At 60.2% G+C, this 12,566-nt stretch carries 12 protein-coding genes and 1 tRNA gene; 8 read left to right on the top strand and 5 right to left on the bottom strand.

The window, feature by feature from the left end:
* Positions 1–314 precede the first annotated feature (314 nt).
* Both CQ041_RS13485 and CQ041_RS13480 read left to right on the top strand, forming a co-directional pair.
* Positions 315–1,841: an NCS1 family nucleobase:cation symporter-1 gene (locus CQ041_RS13485; RefSeq protein WP_105522964.1), complete on the top strand. Its 1,527-nt coding sequence runs from the start codon at positions 315–317 to the stop codon at positions 1,839–1,841.
* A 13-nt stretch (positions 1,842–1,854) separates the two neighbouring features.
* Positions 1,855–2,583 (top strand): aspartate/glutamate racemase family protein, encoded by a 729-nt coding sequence (locus tag CQ041_RS13480; RefSeq protein ID WP_105522963.1) that lies wholly within the window; start codon positions 1,855–1,857, stop codon positions 2,581–2,583.
* A gap of 134 nt (positions 2,584–2,717) precedes the next feature.
* Here the strand turns inward: CQ041_RS13480 and CQ041_RS13475 are convergent, their stop codons facing one another.
* Positions 2,718–3,641, bottom strand: coding sequence for a LysR family transcriptional regulator (locus CQ041_RS13475; protein WP_105522962.1), 924 nt, complete (start codon positions 3,639–3,641; stop codon positions 2,718–2,720).
* Between the two features lie 126 nt (positions 3,642–3,767).
* Here CQ041_RS13475 and CQ041_RS13470 point away from each other — a divergent pair, with 126 nt between their 5' ends.
* Positions 3,768–4,514: a 3-oxoacyl-ACP reductase family protein gene (locus CQ041_RS13470; protein WP_105522961.1), complete on the top strand. Its 747-nt coding sequence runs from the start codon at positions 3,768–3,770 to the stop codon at positions 4,512–4,514.
* A gap of 70 nt (positions 4,515–4,584) precedes the next feature.
* Here CQ041_RS13470 and CQ041_RS13465 read toward each other — a convergent pair whose 3' ends face one another.
* A complete protein-coding gene (locus tag CQ041_RS13465; RefSeq protein WP_105522960.1) occupies positions 4,585–5,271 on the bottom strand; it encodes an HAD-IA family hydrolase in 687 nt (228 codons plus the stop codon).
* 109 nt (positions 5,272–5,380) lie between these two features.
* On the opposite strand from CQ041_RS13465, the gene CQ041_RS13460 reads away from it, so the two are divergent.
* Positions 5,381–5,752, top strand: a complete 372-nt coding sequence (locus CQ041_RS13460; RefSeq protein WP_105522959.1) for a DUF2784 domain-containing protein — start codon at positions 5,381–5,383, stop codon at positions 5,750–5,752.
* Positions 5,753–5,933: 181 nt separating this feature from the next.
* Positions 5,934–6,269 (top strand): hypothetical protein, encoded by a 336-nt coding sequence (locus tag CQ041_RS13455; RefSeq protein ID WP_105522958.1) that lies wholly within the window; start codon positions 5,934–5,936, stop codon positions 6,267–6,269.
* 122 nt (positions 6,270–6,391) lie between these two features.
* Here the strand turns inward: CQ041_RS13455 and CQ041_RS13450 are convergent.
* Positions 6,392–6,481, bottom strand: a tRNA-Ser gene (locus CQ041_RS13450).
* A gap of 336 nt (positions 6,482–6,817) precedes the next feature.
* Here CQ041_RS13450 and CQ041_RS13445 point away from each other — a divergent pair.
* The 3 genes from CQ041_RS13445 (at position 6,818) to CQ041_RS13435 (ending at position 9,533) form a co-directional block, all read left to right on the top strand.
* Positions 6,818–7,510, top strand: coding sequence for a crotonase/enoyl-CoA hydratase family protein (locus CQ041_RS13445; protein WP_105522957.1), 693 nt, complete (start codon positions 6,818–6,820; stop codon positions 7,508–7,510).
* 200 nt (positions 7,511–7,710) lie between these two features.
* Positions 7,711–8,433 (top strand): 1-acylglycerol-3-phosphate O-acyltransferase, encoded by a 723-nt coding sequence (locus CQ041_RS13440; RefSeq protein WP_105522956.1) that lies wholly within the window; start codon positions 7,711–7,713, stop codon positions 8,431–8,433.
* A gap of 128 nt (positions 8,434–8,561) precedes the next feature.
* A complete protein-coding gene (locus CQ041_RS13435; protein ID WP_105522955.1) occupies positions 8,562–9,533 on the top strand; it encodes a magnesium and cobalt transport protein CorA in 972 nt (323 codons plus the stop codon).
* Here the strand turns inward: CQ041_RS13435 and CQ041_RS13430 are convergent.
* Together CQ041_RS13430 and CQ041_RS13425 are read right to left on the bottom strand one after the other, a co-directional pair.
* Positions 9,511–10,242 (bottom strand): amidotransferase, encoded by a 732-nt coding sequence (locus tag CQ041_RS13430; protein ID WP_105522954.1) that lies wholly within the window; start codon positions 10,240–10,242, stop codon positions 9,511–9,513. The genes CQ041_RS13435 and CQ041_RS13430 overlap by 23 nt on opposite strands.
* A 170-nt stretch (positions 10,243–10,412) precedes the next feature.
* A complete protein-coding gene (locus tag CQ041_RS13425; RefSeq protein ID WP_105522953.1) occupies positions 10,413–12,560 on the bottom strand; it encodes a 3-hydroxyacyl-CoA dehydrogenase NAD-binding domain-containing protein in 2,148 nt (715 codons plus the stop codon).
* Between the last annotated feature and the right edge of the window lie 6 nt (positions 12,561–12,566).

Genomic DNA, 12,566 nt, shown 5'->3' with positions numbered 1-12,566 from the left:
TGTGCCATTTATGTGTGCAATCTGTCTTGAGTCGCACCATTACGTAACACCTTTCCTCGCCTGTCTTTCTCCGTTCTGCACGGCCCCTTTTAAGTGAAAAAATAAATAGCTGTTCAAACGGTCAATTTATATTTCCTTTGATTCAACAAGTTACCGATACAACCTACAAAAAAGAAATTATCTTTGTTTTTGATAGATCAAAAACTGGCACGCATGTGGCTTAAGGTGAATAGAGATTTGTATACAATCAATACAAAACCTACATACACTTTGCCATCCGCGGCCTGGCTGCAGATGTGCTGGAGCCTGCCGGAATGCGTACAAGCCTCTCGAACGACATCGCACTGGATCTGCCCTCCTCCCTGAACCCCGAGGCCGCAAGCCCCGGGCCGTTGGTACTAAGCCCGCGCCTGCACAACAAGGACCTGGCGCCCACCAAGGTCGAAGGCCGGCGGTGGGGGCGCTACAGCATCTTTGCGTTGTGGACCAACGACGTGCACAACATCGCCAACTACTCCTTCGCCATTGGCTTGTATGCATTGGGCCTGGGCGGTTGGCAGATCCTGATGTCGCTGGGTATCGGCGCGGCACTGGTGTACTTCTTCATGAACCTGTCGGGCTACATGGGCCAGAAGACCGGGGTGCCGTTCCCGGTGATCAGCCGGATCAGTTTCGGCATCCATGGCGCGCAGATTCCGGCATTGATCCGCGCAGTGATCGCGATTGCCTGGTTCGGGATCCAGACCTACCTGGCCTCGGTGGTGTTCCGCGTGTTGCTGACGGCGATTCATCCAGGGTTTGCCGAATACGACCATGACGCGATCCTCGGCCTGTCATCCCTCGGCTGGGCATGCTTCGTGGCGATCTGGCTGGTGCAGCTGGTGATCCTCGCCTACGGCATGGAGATGGTGCGTCGCTACGAAGGCTTTGCCGGGCCGGTGATCCTGCTGACCGTGGCCGCGCTGGCGGGTTGGATGTATTTCCAGACGGGCGGCAACATCGCCTGGTCGATCCGCGAGCCGCTCAGCGGCGGCGAGATGTGGCGCAATATCTTTGCCGGCGGCGCACTGTGGCTGGCGATCTACGGCACGCTGATCCTCAACTTCTGCGATTTCGCCCGCTCCTCGCCATGCCGCAAGACGATTCAGGTCGGTAACTTCTGGGGCCTGCCGGTGAACATCCTGGTGTTTGCCATCATCACCGTGCTGCTGTGCGGCGGGCAGTTTCAGCTCAATGGCCGGGTGATCGAAAGCCCCACCGAAATCATCGCGGCCATCCCCAACACGCTCTTCCTGGTGCTGGGCTGCCTGGCGTTCCTGATCGTCACCGTGGCGGTGAATATCATGGCCAACTTCGTCGCACCGGCCTTTGTGCTGAGTAACCTGGCGCCCAAGTACCTGAACTTCCGCCGCGCCGGCTTGATCAGCGCCACCGTGGCGGTGCTGATCCTGCCGTGGAACCTCTACAACAGCCCGCTGGTGATCGTGTATTTCCTTTCCGGCCTGGGCGCGCTGCTGGGGCCGCTGTACGGCGTGATCATGGTCGATTACTGGCTGATCCGTAAAAACCGGGTGGACGTGCTGCAGTTGTACAGCGAAGACCCGAATGGCGCTTATTACTACAGCCGCGGGGTCAACCTGCGGGCGGTGGCAGCGTTCATTCCTGCGGCAGTGATCGCCATTCTCCTGGCCCTGTTGCCCGGCTTCGCCAGCGTCTCACCGTTCTCCTGGATGTTTGGCGCCGGTATTGCGGGGTTGCTCTATCTGTTAATCGCCAAGCGCCAGCCGTTCTACGCCGATGTCAGTGGCGAAAGCATTGCCGTCGATAACGTCAGTCATTAATCAAGGACCTTCCATGCGTATCCTCGTGGTCAACGTCAACACCACCGAATCCATCACCGACACCATCGCCCAGCAAGCGCGGGCCGTGGCCTCGCCGGGAACCGAGATCGTCGGGCTTACCCCCTACTTCGGCGCGGAGTCGGTTGAGGGCAATTTCGAAAGCTACCTGGCAGCCATCGCGGTGATGGACCGGGTGATGGCCTACGACCAGCCGTTCGATGCGGTGATCCAGGCGGGCTACGGCGAACATGGCCGCGAAGGCCTGCAGGAATTGCTGAACGTGCCGGTGGTGGACATCACCGAAGCGGCCGCCAGCACCGCGATGTTCCTGGGTCACGCCTACTCGGTGGTCACCACGCTGGACCGCACCGTGCCGCTGATCGAGGACCGCTTGAAACTCGCGGGCCTGTATCAGCGTTGTGCGTCGGTGCGGGCCAGCGGCATGGCGGTGCTGGAACTGGAAGAAGACCCGCTGGCGGCCATGGAAGCCATCGTGCGCCAGGCAGAGCTGGCGATCAAAGACGACAAGGCCGAGGTGATCTGCCTGGGCTGCGGCGGGATGGCCGGGCTGGATGAGCAGATTCGCCAACGCACCGGCGTGCCGGTAGTGGATGGCGTGACGGCGGCGGTGACCATCGCGGAATCGCTGGTACGACTGGGGTTGTCGACGTCGAAGATTCGAACCTATGCGACGCCGAGGCCGAAGAAGGTCATTGGCTGGCCGGGCCAGTTCGGCCGGTAGACCGAGGTGTGGCCATCGCAGGCACGCCAGCTCCTACATTGGATGTGTGTCGAGTCCGAAAAACAGGCCCACCGCCAGTCCCCCGTGGGAGCCCGGCGTGCCCGCGATGCAGGCGACTCGATTGCCAATGACCATCAAACCGCACTGAATCGCTGCCCCAGTTGCTGCCCGGAAAACTGCTCAATGATGAAGTCCACAAACGCCCGGGTCTTGCCGGGCAGTAATTTGTGCTCGGCATAGTAGATGGAGATATTGCCATCATCGACATACCACTCCGGCAACACCCGCACCACCGCCCCGCTGTCCAGAAACGGCACCGCCATCGGCATACTCACCAACGCTATCCCCAAGCCCTGAGCGCTGGCACAGCAGGCGGCTTCGGAGTCGCTCATGGTCATGCTCGGCTTGAGCACCAACGGGCGGTGTTCGCGCTCGCGGCTGGTGAGTTGCCAAGAGCGGATGCGACCGGTCTGGGGTGAGCGAATCAGAATACCGTGGCAATGCGCCAAATCTTCGGGACCGATCACCGGCGCGCGCTGGGCCAGATAGCCTGGCGCAGCCACCAACACGCGGTGTGCCGGTGTCAACTTGCGGGCCACCACGCCCTGGGGCAATTCGAAACCGCCACCGATCGCCGCGTCGAAACCCTGGCCGATCAGGTCGACCTGGCGATTATCAAAATGCCAATCCGGGCTGATCGCCGGAAAGCGTCCCATGAATTCACCCAGCATCGGCACGATATAGCGATTGCCGAACACGGTGCCCATGCTGACCTTGAGCGTCCCCACTGGCTGTCCTTCGGCACTGGCGAGGTTGGCTACCGCGTTCTGGATCGTGGTGAGGCTGCCGCTGACTTCGTCGAGAAACAGCTTGCCGGCTTCGGTGAGGGTCAGTCGTCGGGTGCTGCGCTGGAACAACCGCACACCGAGGCGCGCCTCCAGCTTGGCGACGCTTTTACCCACCGCCGCCGGCGTGAGGCTCAGGTGCCGGGCCGCCTCGGCAAAGCTGCCGCCTTCAGCGCTGCGCACAAAGCATTCGATACTGCCAAAGCTTTCCATTTCGCCTAACTCTAAACTTTTGGTTTACACAGACTATAGCAATCACGGTCTACCGGGAGGGGCCGGTGAGGTCGATACTCGGCTCCAACAACAAGGCATTCCGCCTTGAACAGCTAGGAGATCGACATGACCACACAAAACCTCAGCGGCAAAGTCGCCTTGATTCAAGGCGGTTCCCGTGGCATCGGCGCCGCCATCGTCAAGCGCCTCGCAGCCCAAGGCGCAGCGGTTGCCTTTACCTACGTCAGCTCGGCCGCCAAGGCCGAAGCCTTGCAGAACAGCGTGATCAGCGAGGGCGGCAAAGCCCTGGCGATCCGCGCTGACAGCGCCGATGCCGCTGCGATCCGCAACGCAGTCAACGCTACCGTCGACGCCTTCGGCCGCCTGGACATCCTGGTGAACAACGCGGGCGTGCTGGCTATCGCACCGCTGGAAGACTTCAAGCTGGAAGATTTTGACCAGACCCTGGCAATCAACGTGCGCAGTGTGTTTATCGCTACCCAGGAAGCCGCCAAGCACATGGGTGACGGTGGCCGCGTGATCAACATCGGCAGCACCAACGCTGAACGCATGCCCTTTGGCGGCGGTGGTCCGTATGCGATGAGCAAGGCGGCGCTGGTCGGCTTGACCAAGGGCTTGGCGCGTGACCTGGGGCCGCGGGGCATCACGATCAACAACGTTCAACCTGGCCCGGTGGATACCGACATGAACCCGGCAGACAGCGATTTTGCCGAGAGCCTGATGGGCTTGATGGCGGTGGGCCGGTACGGGCATGTCGAAGAGATTGCCAGCTTTGTGGCGTATCTGGCGGGCCCGGAAGCGGGCTACATCACCGGTGCCAGCCTGACCATCGATGGTGGCTTCAGCGCCTGAGACTCCAGCAGCACTGCAAAACCAAATGTGGGACGGGGCAAGCCCCCTCCCACATTTTGACCGTGCTTATTCAGCGCATGGGTGGCAAGCCATACGCCGCCAAATCAAACTCCGCGAGTTTGCGAATGATCTGGTCAGCGTGGTGGTACTTGCTGTCGGCCATGGCCTCATCAGGTACGGCGATGGCCGTCATGTTGGCGGCTTTGGCAGCGGTGACACCGAACGGCGAATCCTCGAACACCAGGCAATCCTCGGGCGCAACGCCCAGCCGGCGGGCAGCGGTCAGGAAAATGTCCGGCGCAGGCTTGGCGGCGCCGACTTCCGGGTCGTCAGCGGTGACGATGGTGCCGAACAAGGCAAACCATTCGCGGTGCAATGTGGTCTTGTGTCCGAACGAATGGCGCGACGAACTGGTGCCCACGGCAATCGGAATATTGTGGGCATTCAAGTGCCGCACCAGCGCTTCGGCGCCGGGCATGCCCAAGGCCTTGGGAAAACGCTCGGTCATCAACGGCTCGCGAATCCTCAGGAACTCGGCCGGGGTGATCGGCAGCTCGAGTGCCTTGACCACATAGTCGGCCAGGTCCTGCGCGCCACGGCCAATGATGTGCTGCTTGATGCTCCAGTCATAGGTCCGCCCGTAGCGCTCGGCGATGATCTGCGTGACTTCGGTGTAGATGCCTTCAGTATCCAGCAACAAACCGTCCATATCGAAAATCACGGCCTTGATCGGGCCGGCGGTACGCGGTGCGTTCATCAAACAGATCCCTGGGCAAAGGACTAAAAGGATTCAGCACAATAACGGCCACGCTTGCCGCCCGGCAACCCTTTAGACTGTTCGCCCCTCCCCTTTCGAATGATCCATGATGCTCTACCGTCTCGCCGCTGACAGCCTGGTGCTGTTCCACCTCGGTTTTATCCTGTTCGTACTGTTCGGCGGGTTGCTGGCCCTCAGATGGCGCCGCGTGATCTGGCTGCACCTGCCGGCGGTGGCCTGGGGGATCGCCGTCGAGGTGCTGCACTTGCCCTGCCCGCTCACCCGCTGGGAAAACCTGTTTCGCCACCTGGCCGGGCAGGACGGCTATGGCGGTGGGTTTATCGAGCACTACATCCTCACACTGATCTATCCCGCCGGGCTGACGCCGGAGATTCAATGGGTACTGGCTGCAGTGGTGGTAGTGATCAACGTTGCGGTGTATGGAGGGTTGATTCGGCGGTTTGTGCAGACACGTCGCTGAGGCGCCTGGGATCGGCAGTGGGTTTTGAAAAGCCGTCACCAGCCTACGCCGCCTTCTATAACGACCCGCACGCCTGAACACGCTCTTGGCCGACAGGCGATTGTTTTCAATCTGTTACAAGAGCGATTAAAGTGCAGCCCCCGAGAATTGAATCCCGGGCTTTAGTGCATGGAGTTATTCAGTGAAGTACGTCAGTAAAGTAGTTGCAGCAGCCGTTCTTGGTTTCACCCTGGCAGGCTGCACCGGCACCGCCATCAAGTCGCCACAATACGACAGCAGCCAATACACCGTGCTGGGTCACAGCGAAGCCAGCGCCACCGGCATCATGTTGTTCGGCGTGATCCCTATCGGCCAGAACAGCCGTTTCGTCCGCGCACAAGACGCCGCCATCAAGGCCAAGGGCGGTGATGCGCTGATCAATACGCAGGTTCAGGAAAAATGGTTCTGGGCATGGGTACTGAGCGGCTACACCACCAAGATTTCGGGTGATGTGGTTAAGCTGAAAGCGGGGCAGTAAGCTTTCAGGATGGACAAAAAACACCGGGAATAGCCCGGTGTTTTTTATGTTGGGATTAGAACACCCAGAAACACAAAACCCCTGGCTTCTCTCGAAACCAGGGGTTTTGTTTACATCGAATATGGCGGTGAAGGAGAGATTCGAACTCTCGATACAATTTCTTGTATACACACTTTCCAGGCGTGCTCCTTAAGCCACTCGGACACTTCACCGTATCTCGTCAAACCAGTTCAGTCTGTCGAGGCGCGCTAATGTAGTCGAAAGCCTTTCCGATGGCAAAGGTTTTTTTCAGAATTTTCATGCGGTTAGCGGGAAATGCTGGAACGCACCCGTCAGAGGGTGATGATTCTGCCATTCTCAGGCATCGGCAGCGCCTGGCTGAACACGCTAATGCGCCCTGCTCCGCGCCGTCCGGCGCAGCACATGCGTGAAAAGTCTGACTGGGCAGTCAGTCATGGCGCTTTACCGGGGCAGATGGGGTGGGTAACGTCTGTGCATGCGCTTCTATAAGCAGCCCATCTATAACAAGTCCTACAAGGAACCGCGTCATGAGTGAGTTGATTGCTTACCACCTCGAAGACGGTATCGCGACCCTGACCCTGAGCAACGGCAAGGTGAATGCCATTTCTCCGGCGGTGGTCAGTGCCTTTAATGAAGCGCTGGACCAGGCCGAGAAAGACCGCGCGGTGGTGGTGATCACCGGCACGCCGGGGATTCTGTCCGGTGGTTACGATTTGAAGGTGATGACCGCCGGCCCTAAAGAAGCCATCGGCCTGGTGACCTCGGGCTCTACCTTGGCGCGGCGTCTGTTGTCCCACCCGTTCCCGGTGATCGTGGCGTGCCCTGGGCATGCGGTGGCCAAGGGGGCGTTCCTGTTGCTGTCGGCGGATTATCGGATTGGCGTGGAAGGCCCGTTCAGCATCGGCCTCAACGAAGTGGCCATCGGTATGACCATGCACCACGCTGGCATTGAGCTGGCGCGGGATCGTCTGCGCAAGTCGGCGTTTCATCGCTCGGTGATCAATGCCGAGATGTTTGACCCACAGGGCGCCTTGCAGGCGGGCTTCCTCGATAAGGTGGTGGCGCCGGAAGAATTGCACGCGGCGACCCTGGAAGCGGCGCGGCAGTTGAAGAAGCTCAATATGAACGCGCACAAGCGCACCAAGCTGAAGGTGCGGCACGCGCTACTCGAAGCCTTAGATGAAGCCATCATCCAGGACCAGAGCCACAGTCTGACCTGACGCCACCGCTTTTGTAGGAACTGGCATACCAGTTCCTACAAGCGTTTGCTCACTTTCCTCAAACGCTCTAGCCCGCCCTTGCCCGCAGATGTTGAAACATGTGCTTAAACATCGCCCATCTCCTACCTCTGCACGGCTAATTGCCGAAGACAGTGCACAACCGTACACTGCGCGACCTTTTGCCCTGATAGGCCGTGTCGATGCTTTTTCTGCTGCGTATGTTGTTGATGGGCCTGCACTTTATGATCGCAGGCATGCTGGGTGTGCTGATCGGAATCTGCCGGCCGTTCAACCCGGACAACAGCCGCCTGTGTGCTCGCCTGTATGCGCTACCGGCCATGTGGCTGCTGGGCCTGAAGGTGAAGACCGATGTGGATTCACTGCGCGACAAGCCCGGTACCTGTGTGATCATCGCCAATCACCAGTCCAACTACGACCTGTTTGTATTCGGCAATGTGGTGCCACACCGCACGGTGTGTATCGCCAAGAAAAGCCTGAAATGGGTGCCGCTGTTCGGCCAATTGTTCTGGTTGGCGGGTAACGTGCTGATCGACCGCGGCAATGCGCACAAGGCGCGTCGGGCGATGCTGACCACCACCCACACGTTGCAACACAAGGACACCTCGATCTGGGTGTTCCCGGAAGGCACGCGCAACCTGGGCAAGGGGCTGTTGCCGTTCAAGAAAGGCGCGTTTCACATGGCGATTGCGGCGGGCGTGCCGATCGTGCAGGTGTGTGTGAGCAATTACGTCAACACCATGCGGCTCGATCGTTGGCACAGCGGGGAGGTGCTCATACGTTCGTTGCCGCCGATTCCTACGGTGGGGATGACGGCGGATGACGTTGGGGGGTTGATGCAGCGGTGTCAGGAGCAGATGGAGGAGTGCATTGCGCAGATGGACCAGGAATTGAGTGCGGGATAAAGAGTATTGGCGCCGCTTCGCGCCCCAGCGCGAGCAAACTCGCTAACCACAGGTGAACGTCCGCAACGGAACGGTATTCAGGCTAAGCTGCCCAACATCTGTCATCCCAACAAGAAGCGATCTGCACCATGGGTAGAGTTGTTGCGGCCGCCGTCTACAGCGCCGGCAAAAAAGTTACCGATATCACCCTAGATGAAGGTGCAGCCTGGGCCGCCAAACCTGGGCACTTTGTGTGGATCGGCCTGGAAGAGCCCGACGCCCGGGAGCTGGCCAACCTGCAACGCCAGTTCAACCTGCATGAACTGGCCATCGAAGACGCCCTGGAAAAACACAGCCGGCCCAAGCTCGAGACCTTCGGCGATGCGCTGTTTATCGTCACCTATTCGCCGGTGCGCGAGAACGGCAAGCTGGAGTTCATCGAAACCCATATCTTCGCTGGCAACGGCTACATCATCACTGCGCGCAATGGTCATTCGGCGTCCTACGGCTTTGTTCGCCAGCGCTGTGAGGCGCGGCCGTTGTTGCTGGAGCATGGGGAAGATTTCGTGCTCTATGCGCTGCTGGATTTCGTCACCGAGAACTACCAGCCGGTAAGCGAAGCGATTCATGCCGAAATCGATGAGCTGGAGCGCAACGTGCTGTGCAGTTCATTGAGTGAACGCGACATCCAGAAGATTCACGGCCTGCGTCGCGATGTCTTGCGCCTCAAGCGCCATGTGGCGCCGATGGTGGAGATCAGCCAGGAGCTGCAGAAGCTGAGCTTCCCGTTCATCGACAAGAACATGCGTCCGTATTTTCGCGATGTGCAGATCCACGTGACGCGGCAGATGGAAGACCTCACCACCTTGCGCGACATCGCCAGCCAGACCATCGAGATCGGTGTGCTGCTCGAGGCTTCGCGCCAGAGCGTGGTACAGCGCAAGTTCGCGGCCTGGGCGGCGATCCTGGCGTTCCCCACCGCCGTGGCGGGGATTTACGGGATGAATTTCCAGAACATGCCCGAGCTGCAATGGCACTACGGCTATTTTGCGGTGCTCGGGTTCATCGCCGTGGGCTGCACCAGCCTGTGGGCCAGTTTCAAGCGTTCGGGTTGGCTTTAGGCTTGTGCGCCACGAAGCGCATCATCCATTCCGCCACGGTGACGCCGTGGTGGTCACGCGCCAGGCTGGCCACGCCGCTGCTATAGATGTGCTCGCCGAGGTTCTGCTGGCGAATATCCAGCAGCGCGCGGGAATAATCGTGGATGAACTCCGGGTGGCCCTGGAAGCACAGCACCTGGTCGTTGATGTGGTACGCGGCGAACGGGCAGAACTCGCTGGACGCGATCACAGTGGCGTTTTCCGGTAGCGCGGTGACCTGGTCCTGGTGGCTAATGAGCAACGTCAACTCTTCCACCACCGGGCTGATCCACGGTGCCTTGGCGGCCATTTGATAGTTGTGGGTGCCCACGCCCCAACCCTGGCTGGCACGCTCGCTCTTGCCGCCCAACAGCAGGGCCAGCAACTGATGGCCGAAGCAGATACCGAGCAACTTGTCGCCACGCGCGTAGCGGTCAAGCAGGTAGGTCTTGAGCGTCTGGATCCACGGGTCGGTGCCGAAGGAATCAGCTTTGCTGCCAGTGACCAGGTAGGCGTCGAATGACTCGTCGTCAGCCGGGTACTCGCCCTTCATCACGTTGTACACGGTGAACTCTGCGGCGATGGGCTGCTGGGAGAACAGACGCTGGAACATCTGCCCGTAACCCTGATATTGATCCACCAACTCCGGGCGCAGGACATCGGTTTCCAGAATGCAGACGCGTAGCGACATAAAAAATACCTGACACGGTGAAGGGAATAATGCACACCCAAGCCTGCCCTGAAACACATCCGCAGGCAAGCCCCTTGTAGGCGCGAGCGTGCTCGCGAAAGTCGCCAACGATAATGCGATCAGCGTGGAAAGACACGTCGTTAAGAGGTGCTGTGCGAGCACGCTAGCGCTTACACGAACTGGGTGCCTTGTGCGGCTTTTTCCAACAATAACGCCGGAGGCGTGAAGCGCTCGCCGTACTGCTCGGCCAGGTAGCGGGCGCGGGCGATGAAGTCGTTCAAGCCGTATTGGTTGATGAACTGCAACGCCCCACCTGTCCACGCCGCAAAGCCAATGCCGAAGATAGAACCGACGTTGGCATCGGCAGTGGACGTCAACACCCCCTCCTCCACACAGCGCACGGTTTCGATGGCCTGGATAAACAGCAGACGGTCGCGCACATCCTGCGCAGGAATCCGTCGATCGGGCCGTTCAAAGCGGCTTTTCAGCTCAGGCCACAAGTGCTTCTGCCCATCGCTGGGGTATTCATAGAAACCACCCCCGGCCGCCTTGCCCGCGCGCTGGCAGTCGCGCACCAGCCAATCGATCACCACCGTGGCAGGATGGGTCGGCACTGCCTTGCCCTCGGCCTGCAGATCTTTCGCGGTTTGCTGTCGGATATGGCTCATCAGGCTGAGGGACACTTCGTCCGACACCGCCAACGGCCCCACCGGCATGCCGGCCTTGCGCGCTTCGGTCTCGATCATCGGCGCGGCGACCCCTTCACCCAGCATGGCAATGCCTTCGTTGGTGAAGGTGGCGAACACCCGCGAGGTGAAGAACCCTCGGCTGTCGTTGACCACGATCGGGGTTTTCTTGATTTGCAGCACGAAATCAAAACCCCGGGCCAGGGTTTCGTCTGAGGTACGGACGCCCCTGATGATCTCCACCAAGGCCATCTTGTCCACCGGACTGAAGAAATGCAGGCCGATGAACGTGCCGGGGTCCGGCACTGCGCTGGCCAAGCCGCTGATCGGCAAGGTCGAGGTGTTGGAGGCGATCACCGCATCGGCGCCGACAACGTGTTGAGCGGCAGCAGAGACCTTGGCTTTCAGTTCGCGGTCTTCGAACACCGCTTCGATGATCAGGTCGCAACCCGCCAGCTCGCTGTCCGACGCCGCAGGATGAATCCGCGCGAGGATGGCATCGCGCTGCTCGGCGGTCAGTTGCCCACGGCTGAGCTTCTTGTCCAGCAGCGCCGCCGAATGCGCCTTGCCCTTCTCGGCCGCCGCCAGGTTGATATCCTTGAGCACCACCTCGATCCCCGCGCAGGCGCTGACGTAGGCGATACCCGCGCCCATCATCCCGGCGCCGAGCACCCCGACTTTTCGGGTGACGCAGGGGGCGATTCCCTGGGGTCTTGAACTGCCGGCGTTGATTTCATTGAGCTGGAACCAGAACGTGCCGATCATGTTCTTCGCCACCTGGCCTGTAACCAGTTCGGTGAAGTAGCGGGTTTCAATCAGGTGGGCGGTGTCGAAATCCACCTGAGCGCCTTCAACCGCCGCGCAGAGGATTTTCTCCGGCGCCGGGAAGCAGCCCTGGGTTTTACTGCGCAAAATCGACGGCGCGATAGCCAGCATTTGCGCAACTTTTGGACTGGACGGCGTGCCACCGGGAATCTGATAGCCCTTCGCGTCCCAAGGCTGCCGGGGCTCGGGATTGGCCAGAATCCAGGCACGGGATTTGGCCAGCAGCTCATCGCGATTCGCCGCCAAACCGTGGATCAGCCCCGCTTGCAGTGCCTGTTGCGGGCGTAGCTTTTTACCTTCGAGCAAATACGGCAAGGCCTTTTCCAGCCCCAGCAGGCGCACCATGCGCACCACTCCGCCACCGCCCGGCAACAAGCCCAGGGTGACTTCAGGCAGGCCAAGCTGCACCGAGGAATCGTCCAACGCAATGCGGTAATGGCAGGCGAGGCAAATCTCCCAGCCACCGCCGAGCGCCGCACCATTGATAGCGGCCACCACCGGTTTGCCCAGGGTTTCCAGGCGACGCAACTGGGCTTTGAGTACCCCCACGCTGTCGTAGAAACCCTTGGCGTTGGCCTTGTCGACCTTGATCAGTTCATTGAGGTCGCCGCCGGCGAAAAAGGTCTTCTTGGCCGACGTGATCACCACCCCGGCGATGTGGTCCTTTTCTGCTTCGAGGCGTGCGACGGTGGCCGCCATGGCCTCACGGTACACGCCGTTCATGGTGTTGGCGCTCTGGCCGGGCATGTCGAGGGTCAGCACCACGATTTGGTCCTGGCCTTTTTCGTAACGAATCGCTTGGGTCATGACGGA

The organism is Pseudomonas sp. MYb60 (assembly GCF_002979555.1).
GTDB lineage: Bacteria > Pseudomonadota > Gammaproteobacteria > Pseudomonadales > Pseudomonadaceae > Aquipseudomonas.
This window is presented reverse-complemented; position numbering and strand designations above follow the sequence as displayed.